Genomic DNA, 20,371 nt, shown 5'->3' with positions numbered 1-20,371 from the left:
CGGGCGGGGTTTTCTGTTTTAACCAGCCCGGAAAGTCGGCCCAGAAGAAAAGGACTGGAGCATGGCAAGTTCGGGCACAACTTCTACAACACGCTTTACCGGCGCGCAGCTGATCGTTCATTTACTGGAACGTCAGGGGATCACTACGGTCACCGGCATTCCCGGCGGCACGGTTCTCCCTTTATACGATGCGTTAAGCCAGAGCACGCAAATCCGCCACGTTCTGGCGCGTCATGAGCAAGGCGCCGGGTTTATCGCGCAGGGCATGGCCCGTACTCAGGGCAAACCGGGCGTCTGTATCGCCTGTAGCGGACCGGGTGCCACCAACCTGGTAACCGCCATTGCTGATGCGCGCCTGGACTCCATCCCCCTGATTTGCATTACAGGCCAGGTGCCGGCCTCGATGATTGGCACCGATGCATTCCAGGAAGTCGACACTTACGGTATCTCTATCCCCATCACAAAACACAACTACCTGGTCCGCGACATCAGCGAGCTGCCGCAGGTGGTAAGCGATGCTTTCCGTATCGCACAGTCCGGCCGTCCTGGCCCGGTGTGGATAGATATTCCTAAAGATGTTCAGACTGCCACTATCGAACTGAGCGAGCTGCCTGAACCTGGCGAGAAAGCACCCGCCCCGGAATTCGAACCGCAGCGCGTACAAGAGGCGGCGGCGATGATCAACGCGGCAAAACGCCCGGTGCTCTACCTGGGTGGGGGCGTCATCAATTCACCCGAAGCGGTGCGGGCCCTTGCAGAAAAAGCGAATCTGCCGACCACCATGACCTTAATGGCGCTGGGCGTGCTGCCAAAAGCACACTCGCTGTCGCTGGGGATGCTGGGGATGCACGGCGCACGTAGTACCAACTTTATTCTGCAAGAGTCTGATTTGCTGATTGTTATGGGCGCACGTTTTGATGACCGGGCGATTGGCAAAACCGAACAGTTCTGCCCTAACGCCAAAATCATTCACGTGGACATCGACCGCGCCGAGTTCGGCAAAATCAAACAGCCGCATATCGCCATTCAGGGGGATGTCGGTGAAGTGGTTGCGCAGTTACTGCCGCAGATTGAAGCCCAGCCGCGTGACGACTGGCGCAATACCGTCAGCCAGTTGCAGCAGGAGTTCCCGTCTGCCATTCCGCAGGCGGGCGATCCGCTCAGCCACTATGGGCTGATCAACGCTGTTGCCGCCTGTGTTGACGACAGCGCCATTATTTCTACCGACGTCGGTCAGCACCAGATGTGGACCGCGCAGGCCTATCCGCTGAACCGCCCACGCCAGTGGCTGACCTCCGGCGGCCTGGGCACCATGGGCTTTGGTCTGCCCGCGGCTATTGGCGCGGCGCTGGCTAACCCGGACCGTAAAGTGATCTGCTTCTCCGGGGACGGCAGCCTGATGATGAACATTCAGGAGATGGCGACCGCCGCCGAGAACAATCTGGATGTGAAAATCATCCTGATGAACAACGAAGCGCTGGGGCTGGTGCATCAGCAGCAGAGTCTGTTCTATAAGCAGGGCGTCTTTGCGGCGACCTATCCGGGGATGATCAACTTTATGCAGATTGCCGCCGGTTTTGGCCTGCACAGCTGTGATCTGAACGCCGAGGCCGACCCGCATGCGGCGTTGCAGGCTATCATTTCGCGCCCCGGCCCGGCGCTCATCCATGTGCGCATCGACGCGCATGAAAAAGTGTATCCGATGGTGCCGCCGGGTGCGGCAAATACTGAAATGGTGGGGGAATAAGCCATGCAACAGACAAATTCTGACAACGTCATTCTTGAACTCACCGTGCGTAACCATCCGGGTGTCATGACCCACGTGTGCGGCCTGTTTGCCCGTCGCGCTTTCAACGTCGAAGGTATTCTCTGTTTACCGATTAAAGAGAGTGAACAGAGCCGAATCTGGCTGCTGGTGAATGACGACCAGCGCTTACAGCAGATGATCAGTCAGATTGAAAAGCTGGAAGATGTGGTTCAGGTGGTACGCAATCAGTCTTCGCCGGGCATGTTCAATAAACTGGCGGTCTTCTTCGAATAAAGTACCGACTTCACCTCCCTGGCCCGGTCTGACCGGGCCTTTTTATGAGCGCACCCGTTCACCTCACTCCTCTGCCCGATTTTCATTCAACGATAAAATCCCTGACCTGCGGTTAAGGCTGTCCTTTTTGCCTGATTTACTTTTATGATGTCCCGTAAAAGTTCACAGGAGTTTTCATGATTTGGTTGACGCTTGCGACCCTGATTGTTGTTTTTATTATTGGATTCAGAGTGTTAACCTCTGAGCCGCGCAGGGCAATCCGCCGCCTGAGTGAACGGCTTTCCATCACGCCCGTGCCGGTAGAAACCATGATCGACCAGATGGGCAAAACGCCAGGCAGCGAGTTCATTCGTTACCTGGCGCGCCCGGACGAAGCCCATCTGCAAAATGCCGCTCAGGTACTCTTCATCTGGGAGGTATTTATCGTCGATGGCAGCGAACGCCACCTTCAGTACTGGCATCGTTTATTGCAAAAAGCCCGCCTGGCCGCCCCGATTACGGATGCGCAAATCCGACTTGCGCTGGGTTTTCTGCGTGAACTTGATCCTGATACATCAGAGCTCAACGCTTTTCAGATGCGCTATAACACCCTGTTTGTCACCGAAGAAGGGGTTCACTGGCTGCACTGATCTCTTTTGCGCAAAGCGGCAAAAAAGTTGCCAAACTGTTAAATGAATCACATCTTTGTTTGTTACACTGCGCGACTTTCACGCAAAAACCACGGCAGGTAACAAAAAAATGATTGAGACATCCGCTACGCAGCCCATAAGCAATGGCGTCACCCGCCCCAACTGGTCGGCGGTTTTTGCCGTAGCGTTTTGCGTCGCCTGCCTGATTACCGTGGAGTTTCTTCCGGTCAGCCTGCTCACGCCAATGGCCCAGGATTTGGGGGTTTCTGAAGGGGTGGCCGGACAGTCGGTAAGCGTTACGGCGTTTGTCGCTATGTTTGCCAGTCTGTTTATCACCAACATTATTGGCAAAACAGACAGGCGCTACGTGGTGATTGCCTTTTCCATTCTGCTGACCCTCTCCTGCCTGCTGGTCTCGTTCGCCAGTAACTTTTCATTGATGCTGACAGGACGTGCTCTGCTGGGGCTGGCTCTGGGGGGCTTCTGGGCGATGTCCGCCTCGCTGACGTTAAGGCTGGTGCCTGCGCGCACCATCCCGAAAGCGTTGTCGGTGATTTTTGGCGCCGTATCGATAGCGCTGGTGATTGCCGCGCCGCTCGGCAGCTTTCTTGGCGGCATTATCGGCTGGCGTCATGTGTTCAATGGCGCTGCCCTGATGGGGGTGTTGTGCATTGCCTGGGTATGGAAGGCGTTGCCGTCGATGCCGGGGCAGACGGAACATCATCAGAATATGTTCGGCCTGCTTAAACGCCCTGGGGTGTTTGCCGGCATGATCGCCATCTTTATGGCCTTCGCCGGGCAGTTCTCCTTCTTTACCTATATTCGCCCGGTTTATATGAACATGGCTGGCTTCGACGTCGACGGCCTGACGCTGGTGCTGCTTAGCTTTGGTATCGCCAGTTTTGTGGGCACCTCGTTTTCGTCACATATACTGAAGCGCTCGGTGAAGCTGGCGCTGGCCTGCGCCCCTCTGGTTCTGGCGATAAGCGCCCTGGTGCTGATTCTGTGGGGGAGCGATAAGGTTGTCGCATCCGGCATAGCCATTGTCTGGGGGCTGGCGTTTGCGCTGATTCCGGTTGGCTGGTCGACGTGGATCACCCGCTCGCTCGCAGACCAGGCTGAAAAAGCCGGGTCAATTCAGGTGGCGGTGATTCAGCTGGCCAATACCTGTGGTGCCGCTGTGGGTGGGTATGCGCTGGATAACCTGGGGTTACTGTCACCGCTGGTGCTGGCAGGTTCGCTGATGCTGCTCACTGCGCTACTGGTGGCGAGCAAAGTGAAGGTGAAGTGAGATTCTGCTGCGAGCACGGACGACGCCCTCACCCTGAGAGCTGAGGAAACCCCAAAAAATAATACGAGTACGGAAAGTCCCCTCGCCCCTTTGGGGAGAGGGCCAGGGGGAGGGGAAAATGCCGCTCTGATTAACTCAGGCAGAAACCTGAACGCGCTTTCTCGAATCGAGTGAAATCAGCAGCACGGACGAAACAATCAGCAAGGTGCCCAGCCAGTCCGGCAGGGTGAACGCGATACCCAGCAGGACCACCGACAGCAGGGCGCTACTGAGCGGTTCGGCACAGCTCAGAATGCTGGCGCGTGAGCCGCCTATCATCTGCGCCCCCTTCAGATACAGGCTAAAGGTCAGGGCAGTGCCGATCATCACCAGGTAGAAGAAGGCCATCACCAGATTGCCATCAATGACAAAGTCATTGCCACGTCCGGCATAGAACGGCGTCATCATCATCCCCGCCAGAAACATACTCCAACCCACAATCGGCAGCGTACCGTAGCGGGCAATCAGCGCTGAGGGGTAGGTAGTATAAAGTGCGGCTGAAAAAGCCGAAGCAATACCCCAGATAAGGGCCTGCGTGGAGACGGCAAGCGTAGTCGGATTACCATGCGTGACCAGTAAAAACGTACCCAGCAGCGAGGTGCCAATGGCCGCCGTAACCAGCAGGCTGGGCCGGGTTTTACGCACCAGCGCAAACCACATCACGATGATAGTCGGGGAAAGAAATTGCAGCACGGTCGCGGTGGCGGCGTTAGATTTTTCGATAGTGACCAGGAAGGTCAGCTGTACGATCAGCGCGCCAAACAGCGAGAAAAAGAGCAGGCTCAGGGTGTCTTTGCGGTTTTTAACAATCGAGAAGATTTTATCGCCGTTAAAGAACGAAAGGATAAGCAGCACCATGCCGCCAGAGAGCAGACGTACCATCGTCAGCCAGGGGGCATCAATATGACTTCTCTCCATGATGTACTGCGCACATACGCCTGAACTACCCCATAAAACGGCGGCTACCAGTACGTAAAGCATCCCTTTTTTTGTGGAACCCATTTTCAGTCCTGCCATGCTGATTGCTTATTATTAAGCCGCGCATCATAGCATAAGCAGATTGTGATCGGGGTTGCATCTGTGCTGGCTTACAATGCGAGCAGGGACAATTCCCTCGCCCCTTTGGGGAGAGGGTCAGGGTGAGGGGAATATGCGGCTATGATGGTCATTCCGTTCACCTTATGTTCTTTGCTTCTCTGTCACACCAGAACCCGTGAACGTGCCAGGGTGGTTCACCGCCACCACCCTGGCGACCCGGGCTCCCGGCCACGAAAATCGCCGCTGCGCGGTCCACAACGCTTAATCCTCCAGGCTTATCGGGGACGGGCGGAGGAAACGTCCCTGTAAAGCCGCCCTCGCCGCGCATCCCTGCGCGGCGCCCCGGCCTTACGGATACGCGTCGTCGATTTTCAGCCGGACCCAGTCATCGCTGTCACAGATTTATTTCATGACACAATGCTGGCGCTGCTGAAAGAAGCCAGGCAATCAGAACCAGGCTTCCCACATTGCGCCGATGTTGAGCGAATCCAGCGTGGTGTCGTCTGTTCCGTTCACGCGCGCGGTGCGCTTATTGTCTACCTCACCACCGGTTACGTAGAAGCGCAGCATCGGACGGAATTCCGGCCCCATATCGATAGAGATATTCTGCGACAGGGTCGCTTTCCAGCCATTGTTATCGCCGCCATTGTCATAAGAGACTTTCTGCCAGCCCAGTTCGAGCCAGGTGGAGTGAACATCGTTCCACCAGTACATCGGGCGCACGATGGCGTTATAGTTCTTACGGTTGTCGGTCTTAATCGCGCTGTTGTCGTAGTCGTGGAAGGCGAGCAGATACTCCACCTGCATCTGACGACTGAACTTATGCAACCCCTCAAAGCTGGCGTAAATAGCGGTTAAATCGTCGGTTTTGTTGTAAACGCTGTTATCTGAGTTATCAGAATAACGGGCAATCACCTTGTTCACGCCGCTGTCGTTAGTGTGGCTCAGGACCACGCCGCCCTGCCAGGCTCTGAGACGCTCATCGCGATCGATAGCTTTGGAGTCGAAGCCATAGTTGGCGTAGATTTCCAGATCCAGTGGACCAACCTTCATACCATGCACTTTTGAGGTAACGGCATAGTTACCTTTATCGCCCGTGCCGGAGCCACCGGTACAGGAGATACGTGACGGGTTATCCCCTTCATCGATCATTTCAGGATTACAGGACTCGACGGAGGCGACGGTAGCGACGTCAAACTGAACACCGCCGATGTCGAAGTTTTTTACCCCGGCGCCCTGGCCGTCGTGGTTCATCCAGAAGTAGTCGTTGATGCCCTGCTGCGGACGCTGGTGGAAGTCACGACCTGCCCAGAAATAGGCATTAGGGTTGGATTCCAGCAGGTTGGTGACGCCCGCATAGGCTTTTTTCAGGTTCACTTCATCGCCCCAGTGGTCAAACATGACGTTGACGTCCCAGATGGCACCGTGCGAACTCCTGAAGGCTTTGGACAGCTGGAATTCGCCGCCGTTGCCTTCGTTGCCCAGACGACCAATGGCGGAGGAGCCGTTATAAGAGCCGTCGACCCCCACGTATTTCTGATCGCCGGTCTGATAATGCGCGCCATAGCGGGCATAGCCGCTGAATTTCACGCCGTAGGGAATGGCCAGATCCGGCGTTTGTGCCGTTGTTTCTGGTTCCGTTATGACATCCGCTTTTTTGTTAATTGCGGCGTCCATTTTGGCCTGCCGTTCCGCCAGGGCCTTATCCACCGCTTTCGCGACGATGGCGTCAATTTGTTCCTGAGTAAATTCTTGTGCTATCACCGAACCAGAGCAAAGTGCAGCCGCAACCGCCAGCGCCACTGGAAGTGTTTTATTTAATTTCATGATTATCTCAGTATAGTTTGTTATTTTCAGACAATAACCATCCCGTCCTGATGAGACAGAACAACATGCCTTTATCAAAACAAGCTGATTTTGTTATTTTTAATTTGGGTACAGATTAAACTAATTTACCGTAATCACTTCTCCACGCTTAACGCTGATAAAGATGAATAATCTCCTCCGATAATTCGCGCGCCAGTAATGACGTCATTAAATGATCCTGCGCATGTACCATAATTAATGTCATAGGCTGCCGGCCTTCCCCGGCATCCTGTTCAATCAATTTGGTTTGCATCTGATGCGCCTGGCGTGAATAACCGTCGGCTTCACGTAGCAAGTTATTCGCTTCGGTAAAGTTACCCAGACGGGCCTCACGCAGGGCTTCAAAGCACAGGCTGCGTGACTGACCGGCGTTAACGATAATTTCCATTACCGCTTCTTCTAATGCGACCATTTTCATTTACTCTTCATCAAAACCATTATTGCCTGCGGTGGCAGTAAACCATTCGCCGCTTTTCTTAATGGTACGTTGTTGGGTTTTCAGATCTAATTGCACAAAACCGTAGCGGTTTTTATATGCATTACACCAGGACCAGTTATCAATAAATGTCCACATATGGTAACCAAGGCAATTACATCCCTCACTGATCCCTTTATGTAGCCATTTGAGATGATCGGAAATAAACGCAATACGGTATTGATCGTTTATTTGACCATTTTCAATAAAGCGTTGTTCGTTTTCGACGCCCATGCCATTTTCAGAAATAAAGCAGCGCGGGTTGCCATAATTATCACGAAGGTTAACCAGAATATCGTAAATACCGGGTTCGTATATTTCCCAGCCACGATACGGGTTCATTTTGCGCCCCGGCATTTCGTAATAATCAAACAGCCATTCGGGCATAAACGGGGAGTCCGGATTAACCGCATTTTCCCGGCACTTCACGCGGCGCGGCTGATAGTAGTTAATGCCTAACAGATCGATTTTCCCTTCCGCAATCAGCGCCACATCTTCTGGCCGACAGGCGGGAAGCTGGTCGTATGCTTTGAGCAGCGCCACCAGATCCGCGGGATACTCGCCACGCAAAACCGGGTCGAGAAAGCTGCGGTTAAACAGCAGATCGGCATAGTGCGAGGCCTTCACATCTGCCGGATGCTGCGAGCGCGGATAGGAGGGCGTCAGGTTCAGTACGATGCCAATTTCACCGCCGTGGTGGCCGGCGCGAAATGCCCGAACAGCGCTGGCATGTGCCAGAACGGTGTTGTACGCGACGGTAGCAGCCCGTTTGAAGTCCACCACGTTCGGGTAATGGAAATCATACAGATAGCCGCCTTCCACCGGCACAATCGGCTCGTTAAAGGTGAACCAGTGATTAACCCGATCACCGAAAAGCTCAAAGCAAATCTGCGCGTAACGGCTGAAGGCATCTACCACTTCACGGCTCTCCCAGCCTCCTTTCTCCTGCATTACCATCGGCATATCGAAGTGGAACAGGGTAATAAATGGCGTGATCCCCTGCGCCAGCAGCTCATTGATGACGTCGTTATAAAAGGCCACCGCCTGTGGGTTTACCTCACCCGTGCCATCGGGAATCAGCCGCGCCCAGCTCAACGAGGTACGAAAGCTGTTGTGGTTGAGCTGTTTTAACAAAGCGATATCCTGACGCCAGTGCTGGCAGAAGGTCGAGGTCTCCTGCGGCCCAATCTGACCGTGGAAGCGCCAGGGCTGGCTGGCATACCAGGCGTCCCAGGTTGTCGCGCTTTTCCCGCCCTGCGAACTTTCCCCTTCCGTCTGGAGTGCAGAACAGGCGCTGCCCCACCAGAAGTGTTCAGGAAATGCGTATTTCATGCTTCTCTCCTTGTTCAGTTACTGCCGACGGTTTCCGCCATCGGTGCGCTGGTCTGCGCTTTTTGTTCTTCCGTTTTCATCAGCGTGCGCTCATAAGCACGCAGGAACGGCAGGTACATCAGGGCAGACATCACCATACAAATCAGGCACATGACGACCGGACTCAACGCCCAGTTGGCCGCCCAGGAAGCGCCGATAGGTGCAGGTGTCGTCCACGGCGTCAGCGAAACCACCTGCGCCAGCCAGCCCATACGGGTCGCACCGTAGGCAAGAACGGCATTCACCAGCGGGACGCAGACGAACGGCAGGAACAGCATCGGGTTCATGATGATCGGCGCGCCGAACAGAATCGGTTCGTTGATGTTAAAGAAGCTTGGTACTACGCCCATCTTGCCGATAGTACGCAGGTGCAGCACGCGACTGCGCAGCAGCAGGAAGGCCAGTGGCAGCGTGGAGCCTACGCCGCCAATCAGCAGGTAGTGATCCCAGAAACCCTGCAGATAGACGTGCGGGAGTGCCGCACCTGCGGCCAGGGCCGCCTGGTTAGCAGAGAGGTTCGCCATCCAGAAAGGGTTCATGATGCCGGTGACAATCAGCGAGCCGTGGATACCAGCAAACCAGAAAATCTGACACAACAGCACTGAGAGCAGGATCGCTGGCAGGGAGTCAGAGGCAGAAACCAGAGGTTCCAGCAGGTGCATAATTGCCTGCGGCAGGATCATGCCGGTCTGGGCTTCAATGAACAGGTTCAGCGGGTGCAGCGTACCGATAATCACCAGCACCGGGATAAGAATTTCAAACGAGCGGGCAACGCCGGTTGGCACCTCTTTTGGCAGCTTGATGGTGATGTTGTGCTGCTTGAGCCAGGCGTAAACGCGAGCGGAGTAAATTGCCGTCAGTAGTGCAGTAAAGATGCCCTGACCGGAGAGATATTGCGTTGAAATCTGCCCTTCATGATAGGGCGCAGCCACCAGCAGAAATGCCATAAACGCCAGCAAACCGGTCATCACCGGATCCAGACTGAACTGACGACCCAGACTGGCGCCAATCCCCACCGAGATAAAGAATGTCATCACGCCCATGCTGAGGTTAAACGGCAACATCAGTTGTTCACGGTACTGCGTGGAAAAATCCAGCCAGGCACGGGCAAAACCATTGGTGGTATCCGGCGAGAACGGCGGGAAAATAAAGACCAGCATAAACGAGCCGATGATCATGAACGGCAGCGCGGCCGTGAAGCCGTCGCGAATGGCGATAACGTATTTCTGCTGTCCCAGCTTGCCCGCCAGCGGAGTAATGGACTGCTCAATAACGCCAATCATAGACTGATATAACGAACTCATGGGTTCACCTTTTAGTGCGCCGCTTCAATAAGCGACAGGGCATAGTCCAGAACTTTATCGCCACGCTGCATTCCGTAGTCCATCGGATTGATGGGCTGCACGGGGATGCCGGCGGCAGCGGCCTTTTCTGACAGCGTGTTTAACATATATTTCACTTGCGGTCCGAGAAGCACAACCTGGTATCGCGGGAATTGCATATCAAACTCGGCAACGCCAAAGGCGTCGATCTCGACCGGTAAATTCCGCTCCTTCGCCTCATCCAACATTTTTCTCACCAGCAGGCTGGTGGACATCCCTGCGGAGCAACACAACATAATCCTGAACATCGTTGACCATCCTCGAATGTAAAAAGTTATTGCGGAGATGATTGGATAACATATGGAAACCGGTTTCCATTTGATCGCAAAGGAAGTGTGATAGTCATCAAAGTCTCGATCATATAAGCTCTTTTTTCTGGATTCAGCTCACGGAATTGGGCGGCTTTTTGATAGCAAAGCGGCAAAACGGAAAATCGGTTTCCATGAAAAAAAGAAAAGGATATACTGCGAATGGTTATATTATGAGCCGTTGTGGTACTTGGTTTTTGCAGGCGCGAGCATGTCGCCTGCCAGGGGAGAAAGATGTCTACAATCAACGATGTATCACGTTTAGCTGGGGTGTCGAAAGCCACAGTCTCACGGGTGTTGAGTGGTTCGCGCGGGGTTAAGGAAGCCAGTCGCCTCGCCGTACTGAAAGCGGTTGATGAGTTGAATTACCGGCCCAATGTGATTGCCCAGTCCTTACTCAGCCAGTCAACAGGCTGCATCGGCGTTATTTGCGCTCAGGAAAACATTAACCAGACAACCGGCTATCTCTACGCGCTGGAAAAACACCTCAGTCAGAGCCAAAAACACCTGCTGCTGCGCTTTGCAAATACCAAAGCGGGCGTGATGAATGCCCTGGACGAGCTCACCTGCGGTTTGTGCGATGACATCCTGATCATTGGTGCGCGTTTCCCGCTCGATATTAACGAGGAAAACGTCATTCTGGTGGATTGTGCCGAAGCTGACACGCCAAACAGTATCCAGTTTGATCACGCCTTCGCCGCCGAGACGGCCTGTAATTTCCTGATTAGTCAGGGACGTCGGCAAATCGCGCTGATCCACCCCGATGCCCGTGGTTCTGCCGACCAGGTGCTGCTCGGTTATAAGCACGCGCTGGAAAACAATTTCCTGCCGTTTAACCGAAACCTCGTGTTTATGGATGACACCTCGTCATCGGTGGCGCTCCAGGTGCTGCTCAATAACGCGACAACATTGAATTTCAATGCGTTGCTGGTGGCCGATGAACAAGAGGCCCAGCGCGTGATCCCGCAGTTGCAGGCATTTAATAAATCGGTTCCGGGCGACATCATGGTCTTTAGTCTGGCTGGTTCGCTGCATCTGCCGGGTATTCCGAAAATTCCGGCGATTGAGTACTCCATGGATGCTATGGCAGCGCGCATCGTGGCATGGCTGAATGAAAAAACCAAAAGCGTGCTGGGTGCCTGCGTGGTGCGCGGGGATCTGATTATTCCTGAGCGCTAACCCTGAAAAAAGCCTCCATCAGGAGGCTTTTGTTTTGCTGGGCAGAATGCCCCCCGACAAACAGTCTTTAAATAAAGGTAAACACCGCTTCACGCGGCAGGCGGGACTTTGGCAGTGCTGCGTTGAAATCTTTCTCGCTGCGATATCCCAGGGATACCAGCACTACGCTGGTCAGCCCTTTTTCACGCAGGCCAAGAGACAGGTCAAGCTCGCGCTGATCAAACCCCTCCATCGGTGTGGCGTCAATACCCAGCATGGCGGCACCCAGCAGCAGGCCCCCAAGGGCCAGATAAACCTGCTTTTCCATCCACTGCGGCACATCACGTGATTCATAGCGGTGCATATCCACATAGGAGCGACGGCTCTTGTCCTGACCGGCCTGCGCACCGTCCGCCACGAAACGGCCATCCTCACTCTCCTGAGCGAGCACGTTTTGCAGATGCTCCTCAGTGATGTCGGTACGCATGCAGAGCGCAATCACATGGGACGCATTCAGCACTTTAGGTTCGTTATAAATAAAGGCGCCGGCGGTGGATTTCGCGATGGCGGCGCGGCCTTCTACGGTGGAGGCAACCACAAAATGCCACGGCTGGGAGTTCACCGAGGAAGGGCTGTTATGCAGCACGTTCAGCAGGGTATCAATCAGATCCTGGGGTAGCGTTTTCCCGGGTTCAAAAGCCTTCACGGTATGACGGGCAACCACTGCATCATCTAAAGTCATCATCTCTCTCCTGGCGCAAAAATGAAAAATCGAGGGGCGTACCGCCCCGTCTGGTGTGCCGAGAATAAACGCAAACGACGGTGAGATAAATTGCCCTGATTAAGCAGCACTTTCACACCCGCAGTGAAAATAACGCCGTTCCCTCTGTGCGGCGCGGACGTTTTCTGGCACAAAAGAGGCTTCTTATGATCCGGCGAGGGAGCCGTCATGATCCGCCTGGAAGATGTCACCTTATTCGTTCGTTCTGCCGCGCTGGGCAGTTTTTCCAGTGCGGCGCGGGAAGCAGGCCTGCTGCCGGGGCAGGTCAGTGCTGCCGTCCATCGGCTGGAGCGCACGCTCGACAAACGCCTGTTTGTGCGCTCCACCCGCAGCCTGCGTCTGACGTCAGAAGGGGAAAAGTACCTGCCTTTCGCACAGGAGATGCTCGCCGTGGTGCAGGCAGGTGCGGAAAGCCTGCACAGCAGTGAAGATGACCTCCAGGGGGAATTGCGCGTGGCGGTACCTTCAGATATTGGCCGCAACGTGCTGTTACCGCTCATTACCCGTTTTTGCGAACAGCATCCAAAAATTTCGCTGCGCTTATCGCTCTCGGACCAGATCAGCGATGTCTTTCGCGATCCGGTGGATATCGCCATTCGTTATGGCGTGCTGGATAACAGCAGCTACGTGGCACTGCCGCTGGCGGAAGATAACCGCCGGGTACTGGCGGCCTCCCCCGCTTACCTGGCGAAACATGGCAGGCCGCAGACCCTCGACGATATCGTTAACCATCACTGCCTGCTGTTCACCATGAACAGCCACGTCTATGACAAATGGAGTTTTCCGCAGGACGGGATGCGTCGCCAGCTGATTGTAAAAAGCCGGATGCTGTGCGATGACGCCGACGTTGCCCGCCGGTGGGCCATCGATGGCATGGGGATAGTTTATAAATCCTGGATTGATATCAGTGAGGATGTGCAGGCTGGCCGTCTTGAGGTGCTCCTGCCGGAGCAGCCTGGTGAGGCGGCACCGCTGAACCTGATTTGCCCGCACCGTAAGCAGTTCTCCTTGGCGATTCGTCAGCTGCACAGCACGCTACGCGAGCCGCTGCGTGCGATAACCGCGCAGCTTAAAACGCTGTCTCTCTTTCGCTCACCGCGCTAATTATCGCATCAGCATATCCGAATCGATATGGCGTAAACGGATGATTGCCTGTGGACAACAGGCGCTATTTTCAGGCCAGAATTAGGTACGCGTCACGTTGTCAATCTACTGCCCTTAGCCGACTGATGTTATGATATTCCGTGTTATTTTCGCCGCCAGGCGGACATCTTCATAACGATGAATGGCAAGGATTCCCGGCATGAAACCGAAGTCTGTAACCCTCTACGACGTGGCCGAAAATGCCAACGTTTCTTACCAGACCGTCTCCCGGGTCATCAACCGTGCCGCCCATGTCTCACAGAAGACACGCCTTAAGGTTGAAGCAGCGATGGATGCGCTGAACTACATTCCTAACCGTATGGCGCAGCAACTTGCTGGCAAACTGAGCCATACGCTCGGTTTTGCCACTAGCAATTTGGCCCTGCATGCACCGTCGCAGATTGTGGCAGCGGTGAAATCGCGTGCCAGTGAGTTACACTTCAATGTGGTGATATCCATGACCGAGAAGCCGGGGCTGGAAGCCACTAAAACAGCCGTCAACCAGCTGCTGTCTCAGCGTGTGGACGGCATCCTGGTCAACATTCCTATGGAAGACGAGCACACCCAGGAAATTATGCGACTGTGCGGCGCCATTCCAGTGCTGTTTCTCGATGCCTCTCCCTCTAGCGAGATGCACCATATTGTCTTCGACCCGCTGATGGGGGCGAGGCTTGGTGTGGAGCATCTGGTGGCGCTCGGGCATCAGCAGATTGCCCTGCTGGCCGGGCCGCAAAGCTCAATCTCTGCGCGCCTGCGCTACGAAGGCTGGCTGCAATATCTGGCTGCTCATCAACTCGAACCCGTGGCGGTGATGCACGGCGACTGGAGTTCGCTTTCTGGCTATCAGCACGTGACCCGTCTCCTGAATGAAGGGATCATCCCGACCGCCATTCTGGTGGCCAACGATCAGATGGCCCTTGGGACGTTGCGCGCACTTTCGGAGTTTGGCCTGGCGGTGCCGAGTGCGGTGTCGGTTGTCGGTTACGATGACACTGAAGACAGCGCCTGCTTTACGCCACCACTCACCACCATTAAGCAGGACTTTAAAACGCTGGGTAAGGTGAGCACCGAGCGTCTGCTGGCCTTAATTGAAGGGAAAGAGACCGCCTCGGAGCTGCTGCCGGTGAGCCTGATTGAGCGTAAAACCACGAGCAAACCGCAATCGGAAGCCATCTCGCCGCAGCATCTTTCCGAAGAGTTAGCACGTCTGGCCCGCCAGGTCGCTCGCCTGAAATAACCCCTCCTTACAGCCCCACCGCCGGGGCATTTTAATTGTGAATCCCATCACCTTATCCTGTGATGGGGCTTTACAAACTTCGGGTATCTTCGCATAGTAATTTAAATTGTGAGCGAATAACAAAATTAAACAAGGAACCCAGACTATGTGTCAGAATCCGCTATCTTTAGCCGCTGTGCTTGCCCGCCGCGACTGGGAAAACCCCGCCGTCACCCAGCTTAATATCCTGGCTGCTCATCCGCCATTTTCCAGCTGGCGCACGGCTGAGGATAGCCGCCTGAATAACCTGTCGCCCGCCAGACAAATCCTTAACGGACGCTGGCAATTTAGCTATTTTACGCAGCCTGAAGCGGTACCGGAAAGCTGGCTGGAGCAGGATCTGCCCGACGCACAGAGCATTGAAGTCCCGTCTAACTGGCAGATGGCAGGCTACGACGCGCCAATTTATACCAACGTAACCTACCCAATCCCGGTTAATCCTCCTTTTGTTCCAAAGGAAAATCCGACCGGTTGTTACTCGCTCACATTTAATGTCAACCCTGCCTGGCTTGAGAAGGGGCAAACCCGCATTATCCTCGATGGCGTAAATTCGGCGTTCCATCTGTGGTGTAACGGACAGTGGATTGGCTACGCTCAGGACAGCCGCCTGCCCTCGGAGTTTGATCTTAGCCAGGTGCTGGTCGCCGGGGAGAACCGTCTGGCGGTGATGGTGCTGCGCTGGAGTGATGGTACCTACCTGGAAGACCAGGACATGTGGCGCATGAGCGGTATTTTCCGCGACGTTACCCTGTTGCATAAACCTGACACGCGTCTGGCGAATGTACAGATCGCCACGCACCTTAACGACGATTTCACTCGAGCCACCCTTGAAACGCAGGTTGTGGTCGAAGGTGAGATTAGCGATGACACGCACGTGGCGGTGCAGCTGTGGCGCGGCGATGAGCTGGTGACCGAAGCAGAGCAGCCTCTTAAGAGTGAGATTATTGACGAACGCGGCCGCTATGAGGATCGCACCACCCTGTGCATGGCGGTAGAAAAACCGGCGCTCTGGAGTGCGGAAGTCCCCACCCTTTACCGCACCGTGGTGCTGCTGAAGCAGGCGGGCGCGCTTATTGAGGCGGAAGCCTACGATACCGGCTTCAGAAAGGTGGAAATCAGCGGCGGTTTGCTGAAGGTTAACGGCCAGCCGATCCTGGTTCGCGGCGTGAACCGTCATGAGCATCACCCGGACAACGGCCAAGTGATGGATATCGGGACGATGCGCCAGGATATCCTGCTGATGAAGCAGAACAACTTTAACGCCGTCCGCTGCTCCCACTACCCGAACCACCCGCAGTGGTACCGGCTGTGCGATGAATATGGTTTGTATGTGGTGGATGAAGCCAATATTGAAACCCACGGCATGGTGCCGATGAACCGCCTGAGCAACGATCCGCGCTGGCTCCCGGCCATGATCGAACGCGTTACCCGCATGGTGCTGCGCGATCGTAACCATCCGTCGATTATTATCTGGTCGCTGGGCAACGAGTCGGGTCACGGTGACAATCATGACGCGCTCTATCGCTGGATCAAATCCAACGATCCGACGCGCCCGGTGCAGTACGAAGGCGGCGGTGCCAACAGCCCGGCCACTGACATCATTTGCCCGATGTATGCTCGTGTCGACCAGGACCAGCCCTTCCCTCAGGTACCAAAATGGTCAATTAAAAAGTGGGTTGGCATGCCCGAAGAGACCCGCCCGCTGATCCTCTGCGAGTATGCCCATGCCATGGGCAATAGCCTCGGGGGGTACCATAAGTACTGGCAGGCCTTCCGCCAGTATCCGCGACTGCAGGGCGGATTCGTCTGGGACTGGGTAGACCAGTCACTGAACAAACGTGATGAGAATGGCACTGTCTTCTCGGCCTACGGCGGCGACTTTGGTGACACGCCGAACGATCGCCAGTTCTGCATGGATGGCCTGGTGTTCGCCGATCGCACGCCGCACCCTTCGCTGTATGAAGCACGTCACGCGCAGCAGTTTTTCCAGTTCCGCTGGCTGGCGGGTAACCAGCTGGAGGTCACCAGCGAGTATCTGTTCCGTTCCACCGATAACGAACAGCTGTTCTGGTCGCTTAAGCTGGATGGCGAATCCCTCGCCAGCGGTGATATGGCCCTCGCTATCCCGCCGCAGGGTCAGCAGACGTTCACTCTGGATCTGCCGACCGTCACCCGTAGCGGTCAGCTTTGGCTGAATGTGGAGGTGCGCCAGGTTGCCGCCACGGCCTGGAGCGATGCGAACCATCTCTGTGCCAGCGAGCAGTGGCAATTGCCTGGCATACTGTCCGGTGAGCCTGAGTCCATCGAAGGCAGCGCGCCGTTGTTAAGGAGCAATGATACAGGCTATGAGGTTCAGCATGGCGACGAGCGCTGGCAGTTTGACAGGGCCAGCGGCCTGCTGACCCAATGGATCAGCCGCGGGCATAACCTGCTGTTGGCTCCGCTTCAGGATCAGTTCACACGTGCGCCACTTGATAACGACATTGGCGTCAGCGAAGTCACTCGTATCGACCCGAACGCCTGGGTAGAACGCTGGAAAGCCGCCGGTCATTATGCGATGACCTCTCATCTGGTGAGCCTGCATGCCGACGCGCTGGCCCATTCAGTGCAACTGCGTTCGGTGCATCACTGGCTGGGGCACGGAAAGCTGCTATTTATTAGCCGTAAAACGTACGAAATTGATAGCCAGGGCGAGCTGCGGATCAATGTGGAGGTTGACGTTGCACAGGGGACGCCTCCTCCGGCGCGTATCGGACTGACATGCCAGCTGGCGGACGTGGCGTCACAGGTTAGCTGGCTGGGCCTGGGTCCGCATGAAAACTACCCGGATCGCCGTCACTCAGCGCGCTACGATCTCTGGCAGCGCCCGTTAGCGGAAATGTATACCCCGTACGTTTTCCCGAGCGAAAACGGCCTGCGCTGCGGCACGACGCGCCTCGAATACGCTGAAAACTGCTGGTCCGGCGATTTTCAGTTCAACCTCAGCCGTTACAGCCAGGCCCAGTTGCGTGACACCTCGCACCGCCACCTGCTGGAAGAAGAGCCGGGCAGCTGGCTGAACATTGATGGTTTCCATATGGGCATCGGCGGGGACGACTCCTGGAGCCCGAGCGTGTCTGAAGAGTATTTGCTGCAACAGCCGCACTACCACTACAGCCTGTGCTGGACGCGTCGTTAATCTCACCCTTCGTCAGTCGATGGCGGCCCTTGTGCCGCCATCGCCCCGCTGACCCACATCAACACTACAATAAATTGTTCTTCGCTCACAAATTATAAATAATCCATTAATATCAAAGGCATATTATTTTTTATTGAAGGTTAACATTACCTTAATGCCTTGATATTTTCTTAAAAATATATGGCATAACAGCAAATGGGTGAGCGGTCACAATTACATTTTGTAATGAGTGTTACTGTCTTCGCGATCATAAGGAATAGTGACAGGACAATGTGATGGAACAAACACGCTTTCTTTCAGGAAATACCTCTACGCTGTGCGTCGATACCGCCTCTGGGGGCGAGATCCTCTATTGGGGTCGCAAGTTAGCCCCGTCTAATGCCGTTAAAACAGCCCTTGCTCGCGCCGTCCCCTACGGCAGGCTGGATGTGGATACGCCAGTATCGCTGATGGCTGAAAATGGTCGCGGCCTGTTCGGCAGCCCTGGCATCGAAGGACATCGGAGCGGGAAGCATTGGTCGCCGGTGTTTAGCATCGTCAGCTTCGAAGAGAGCTGTGAAGGTTTACAGATCCACAGCGAAGATCGCGCCGCCGGTTTACGGGTTGATACCCAACTGCAGTTTGACTGCGACAGTGACGTCATCAAAATCAACCACACCTTAACCAATACCGGTAACGGCCCTTATGAACTCTCGCGTCTCGCGATCACCCTGCCCCTGCCAGAGCGCGCTAATGAATGTCTCTCGTTCTATGGCCGCTGGGTCTATGAATTTCAGCAGCACCGCCATAGCCTGCTGCACGGCGGCTATCAGCAGGAAAACCGTCGCGGGCGCACGTCGCACCAGCACTATCCTGCGCTGATCGCCGGTACCGAAGGTTTTAGTGAAAACCACGGTGAGGTGTGGGGCGCGCATTTCGCCTGGAGCGGTAACCACCGTATGCGTATTGACGTTAAGGCCGATGGTCGTCGCGTATTGCAGGCGGAAGCCCTGTATGTCCCGGGCGAAGTGGTGTTGCAAAGCGGGGAAAGCATCGCGACACCGTGGCTTTATGCCACCTGGAGCGATCGGGGTCTGAACGGTATGAGCCAGCAGTTCCACGCTCACCTTCGCCATCAGCTGCTGAGCTTCAGCCCGGCGCAGCCGCGACAGGTTCACCTCAATACCTGGGAAGGAATCTATTTCGACCACCAGCCGCAGTACATCATGGACATGGCAACAGAAGCCGCGAAGATGGGCGTGGAACGCTTCATCATTGACGACGGTTGGTTTACCGGTCGCAACGACGACAAAGCCGCCCTGGGCGACTGGTTTGTTGATGCGAAAAAGTACCCGCAAGGGCTGGGGCCGGTGATCGATCACGTCCTGAAACAGGGCATGAGCTTCGGCTTGTGGGTTGAGCCAGAGATGATCAGCAAAAATTCCGACCTCTATCGCCACCACCCGGACTGGTTACTGCAACTTAGTGACTATCAGCAGCCCATCGGTCGTAACCAGTATGTGTTGGACCTGAGCAACGATGCGGTCTTTGACTATCTGTTAGAGCGTCTTGATACCCTGCTCAGCCGTTACGCTATTTCGTACCTGAAATGGGATATGAACCGTGAAGTGGTTCAGCCTGGGCATCAGGCACGCCCGGCGCAGACCCGCCAGGTTGAACGGCTGTATGCGCTGATGGCAGAACTTCGCGCGAAGCATCCGACTGTGGATATTGAGTCCTGCGCGGCTGGTGGGGGGCGTATTGACTACGAGATCCTGCGCCATGTGCAGCGTTTCTGGCCATCGGACAATAACGATGCACTCGAACGCCAGACCATTCAACGCGGCTTCAGCTACTTCTTCCCACCGGAAGTGATGGGCGCGCACATCGGGGCGAAAAAGAGCCACTCGACCCGCCGGGTTTCGGATATCCATTTCCGCGGTATTACCGCCCTCTTCGGCCATCTGGGGATCGAACTGGATCCGTTAAAGGCTTCGGACGAAGATAAAGCCGGCTTCAGCCGCTATATCGAATTGTATAAGCAATACCGTTCTCTCATTCATACAGGCACACTTTACCGTCTCGACAGTGACGATCCGCAGGCGCAGATGCTGACCTCAATCGTCTCGCCCGACCGCCGTCAGGCGCTGGTTGCCATTGCCCAGATTGCCATGCCGACCTGGGCCATGAGCGGAACGCTGCGCCTTCAGGGGCTAGATCCGCAGTGCGAATATGATGCGCGCGTTATTGACGCTGCCGAAAACTTCCGTGACGGCATCGTCAGCACCCAACCGACCTGGGTTGAGGAGGGTGTGACGCTGTCAGGCGAATGGCTGCAACATGCCGGGCTGGCCATGCCGGTACTGGATCCCGAATCTGCCGTGCTGCTGCTGCTTAACGCGCGGCCTTAATATTA

The 20,371-nt window shown here is 55.3% G+C and carries 16 protein-coding genes; 9 read left to right on the top strand and 7 right to left on the bottom strand.

The genetic code is table 11. The annotated features are described in order from the left end of the window. Positions 1-61: 61 nt before the first annotated feature. The 4 genes from ilvB to nepI all read left to right on the top strand — a co-directional run bounded on the left by ilvB (position 62) and on the right by nepI (position 3,961). Positions 62-1,747, top strand: coding sequence for an acetolactate synthase large subunit (ilvB, locus tag M1D91_RS23255; protein WP_437433056.1), 1,686 nt, complete (start codon positions 62-64; stop codon positions 1,745-1,747). Positions 1,748-1,750: 3 nt separating this feature from the next. Beyond that, positions 1,751-2,041 (top strand): acetolactate synthase small subunit, encoded by a 291-nt coding sequence (gene ilvN / locus M1D91_RS23250; protein ID WP_437433055.1) that lies wholly within the window; start codon positions 1,751-1,753, stop codon positions 2,039-2,041. 176 nt (positions 2,042-2,217) lie between these two features. Further along, positions 2,218-2,670 (top strand): DUF1198 domain-containing protein, encoded by a 453-nt coding sequence (locus tag M1D91_RS23245; RefSeq protein WP_437433054.1) that lies wholly within the window; start codon positions 2,218-2,220, stop codon positions 2,668-2,670. A 109-nt stretch (positions 2,671-2,779) separates the two neighbouring features. Beyond that, positions 2,780-3,961: a purine ribonucleoside efflux pump NepI gene (gene nepI, locus M1D91_RS23240; RefSeq protein ID WP_437433053.1), complete on the top strand. Its 1,182-nt coding sequence runs from the start codon at positions 2,780-2,782 to the stop codon at positions 3,959-3,961. Positions 3,962-4,096: 135 nt separating this feature from the next. On the opposite strand, the gene M1D91_RS23235 is transcribed toward nepI, so the two are convergent. The 6 genes from M1D91_RS23235 to M1D91_RS23210 all read right to left on the bottom strand — a co-directional run bounded on the left by M1D91_RS23235 (position 4,097) and on the right by M1D91_RS23210 (position 10,380). Then, positions 4,097-5,002, bottom strand: a complete 906-nt coding sequence (locus M1D91_RS23235; protein ID WP_437433052.1) for an EamA family transporter — start codon at positions 5,000-5,002, stop codon at positions 4,097-4,099. Between the two features lie 483 nt (positions 5,003-5,485). Then, positions 5,486-6,865 carry a carbohydrate porin gene (locus M1D91_RS23230; protein WP_437433051.1) on the bottom strand — a complete coding sequence of 460 codons (1,380 nt, stop codon included), beginning with the start codon at positions 6,863-6,865 and terminating at the stop codon, positions 5,486-5,488. Between the two features lie 148 nt (positions 6,866-7,013). Beyond that, on the bottom strand, positions 7,014-7,316 hold the full coding sequence (locus M1D91_RS23225) for a PTS lactose/cellobiose transporter subunit IIA (RefSeq protein ID WP_437433110.1): 303 nt from the start codon (positions 7,314-7,316) through the stop codon (positions 7,014-7,016). Between the two features lie 6 nt (positions 7,317-7,322). Next, positions 7,323-8,711, bottom strand: a complete 1,389-nt coding sequence (locus M1D91_RS23220) for a glycoside hydrolase family 1 protein (protein ID WP_437433050.1) — start codon at positions 8,709-8,711, stop codon at positions 7,323-7,325. Positions 8,712-8,725: 14 nt separating this feature from the next. Continuing rightward, positions 8,726-10,054, bottom strand: a complete 1,329-nt coding sequence (locus M1D91_RS23215; protein WP_437433049.1) for a PTS sugar transporter subunit IIC — start codon at positions 10,052-10,054, stop codon at positions 8,726-8,728. A gap of 11 nt (positions 10,055-10,065) precedes the next feature. Then, a complete protein-coding gene (locus M1D91_RS23210; RefSeq protein ID WP_437433048.1) occupies positions 10,066-10,380 on the bottom strand; it encodes a PTS sugar transporter subunit IIB in 315 nt (104 codons plus the stop codon). 294 nt (positions 10,381-10,674) lie between these two features. Between M1D91_RS23210 and M1D91_RS23205 the strand changes: the two genes are divergently transcribed. After that, positions 10,675-11,619: a LacI family DNA-binding transcriptional regulator gene (locus tag M1D91_RS23205; RefSeq protein WP_437433047.1), complete on the top strand. Its 945-nt coding sequence runs from the start codon at positions 10,675-10,677 to the stop codon at positions 11,617-11,619. A 67-nt stretch (positions 11,620-11,686) separates the two neighbouring features. Here M1D91_RS23205 and nfsB read toward each other — a convergent pair whose 3' ends face one another. Next, a complete protein-coding gene (gene nfsB / locus M1D91_RS23200; RefSeq protein WP_437433109.1) occupies positions 11,687-12,340 on the bottom strand; it encodes an oxygen-insensitive NAD(P)H nitroreductase in 654 nt (217 codons plus the stop codon). A 207-nt stretch (positions 12,341-12,547) separates the two neighbouring features. On the opposite strand from nfsB, the gene M1D91_RS23195 reads away from it, so the two are divergent. The 4 genes from M1D91_RS23195 to M1D91_RS23180 all read left to right on the top strand — a co-directional run bounded on the left by M1D91_RS23195 (position 12,548) and on the right by M1D91_RS23180 (position 20,366). Then, positions 12,548-13,483: a LysR family transcriptional regulator gene (locus M1D91_RS23195; RefSeq protein WP_437433046.1), complete on the top strand. Its 936-nt coding sequence runs from the start codon at positions 12,548-12,550 to the stop codon at positions 13,481-13,483. Positions 13,484-13,682: 199 nt separating this feature from the next. Then, positions 13,683-14,759: a LacI family DNA-binding transcriptional regulator gene (locus tag M1D91_RS23190; protein ID WP_437433045.1), complete on the top strand. Its 1,077-nt coding sequence runs from the start codon at positions 13,683-13,685 to the stop codon at positions 14,757-14,759. 145 nt (positions 14,760-14,904) lie between these two features. Then, positions 14,905-17,976, top strand: a complete 3,072-nt coding sequence (locus M1D91_RS23185) for a beta-galactosidase (protein ID WP_437433044.1) — start codon at positions 14,905-14,907, stop codon at positions 17,974-17,976. Between the two features lie 275 nt (positions 17,977-18,251). Next, positions 18,252-20,366, top strand: a complete 2,115-nt coding sequence (locus M1D91_RS23180) for an alpha-galactosidase (protein ID WP_437433043.1) — start codon at positions 18,252-18,254, stop codon at positions 20,364-20,366. Positions 20,367-20,371 lie beyond the last annotated feature (5 nt).

The organism is Enterobacter sp. SA197, from assembly GCF_054131575.1.
The sequence above is the reverse complement of the archived record's forward strand: the minus strand, read 5'-3'. Positions and strand labels throughout refer to the sequence as shown.

What these genes read in the sequence shown, in the direction of transcription:
- M1D91_RS23205 (WP_437433047.1), top strand. Translation starts at nt 10,675, where the DNA reads ATGTCTACAATCAACGATGTATCACGTTTAGCTGGGGTGTCGAAAGCC.
- nfsB (WP_437433109.1), bottom strand. Translation starts at nt 12,340, where the DNA reads ATGACTTTAGATGATGCAGTGGTTGCCCGTCATACCGTGAAGGCTTTT.
- M1D91_RS23215 (WP_437433049.1), bottom strand. Translation starts at nt 10,054, where the DNA reads ATGAGTTCGTTATATCAGTCTATGATTGGCGTTATTGAGCAGTCCATT.
- M1D91_RS23210 (WP_437433048.1), bottom strand. Translation starts at nt 10,380, where the DNA reads ATGTTCAGGATTATGTTGTGTTGCTCCGCAGGGATGTCCACCAGCCTG.
- M1D91_RS23185 (WP_437433044.1), top strand. Translation starts at nt 14,905, where the DNA reads ATGTGTCAGAATCCGCTATCTTTAGCCGCTGTGCTTGCCCGCCGCGAC.
- M1D91_RS23235 (WP_437433052.1), bottom strand. Translation starts at nt 5,002, where the DNA reads ATGGGTTCCACAAAAAAAGGGATGCTTTACGTACTGGTAGCCGCCGTT.
- ilvB (WP_437433056.1), top strand. Translation starts at nt 62, where the DNA reads ATGGCAAGTTCGGGCACAACTTCTACAACACGCTTTACCGGCGCGCAG.
- M1D91_RS23195 (WP_437433046.1), top strand. Translation starts at nt 12,548, where the DNA reads ATGATCCGCCTGGAAGATGTCACCTTATTCGTTCGTTCTGCCGCGCTG.
- nepI (WP_437433053.1), top strand. Translation starts at nt 2,780, where the DNA reads ATGATTGAGACATCCGCTACGCAGCCCATAAGCAATGGCGTCACCCGC.
- M1D91_RS23220 (WP_437433050.1), bottom strand. Translation starts at nt 8,711, where the DNA reads ATGAAATACGCATTTCCTGAACACTTCTGGTGGGGCAGCGCCTGTTCT.
- M1D91_RS23225 (WP_437433110.1), bottom strand. Translation starts at nt 7,316, where the DNA reads ATGGTCGCATTAGAAGAAGCGGTAATGGAAATTATCGTTAACGCCGGT.
- M1D91_RS23190 (WP_437433045.1), top strand. Translation starts at nt 13,683, where the DNA reads ATGAAACCGAAGTCTGTAACCCTCTACGACGTGGCCGAAAATGCCAAC.
- ilvN (WP_437433055.1), top strand. Translation starts at nt 1,751, where the DNA reads ATGCAACAGACAAATTCTGACAACGTCATTCTTGAACTCACCGTGCGT.
- M1D91_RS23230 (WP_437433051.1), bottom strand. Translation starts at nt 6,865, where the DNA reads ATGAAATTAAATAAAACACTTCCAGTGGCGCTGGCGGTTGCGGCTGCA.
- M1D91_RS23180 (WP_437433043.1), top strand. Translation starts at nt 18,252, where the DNA reads ATGGAACAAACACGCTTTCTTTCAGGAAATACCTCTACGCTGTGCGTC.
- M1D91_RS23245 (WP_437433054.1), top strand. Translation starts at nt 2,218, where the DNA reads ATGATTTGGTTGACGCTTGCGACCCTGATTGTTGTTTTTATTATTGGA.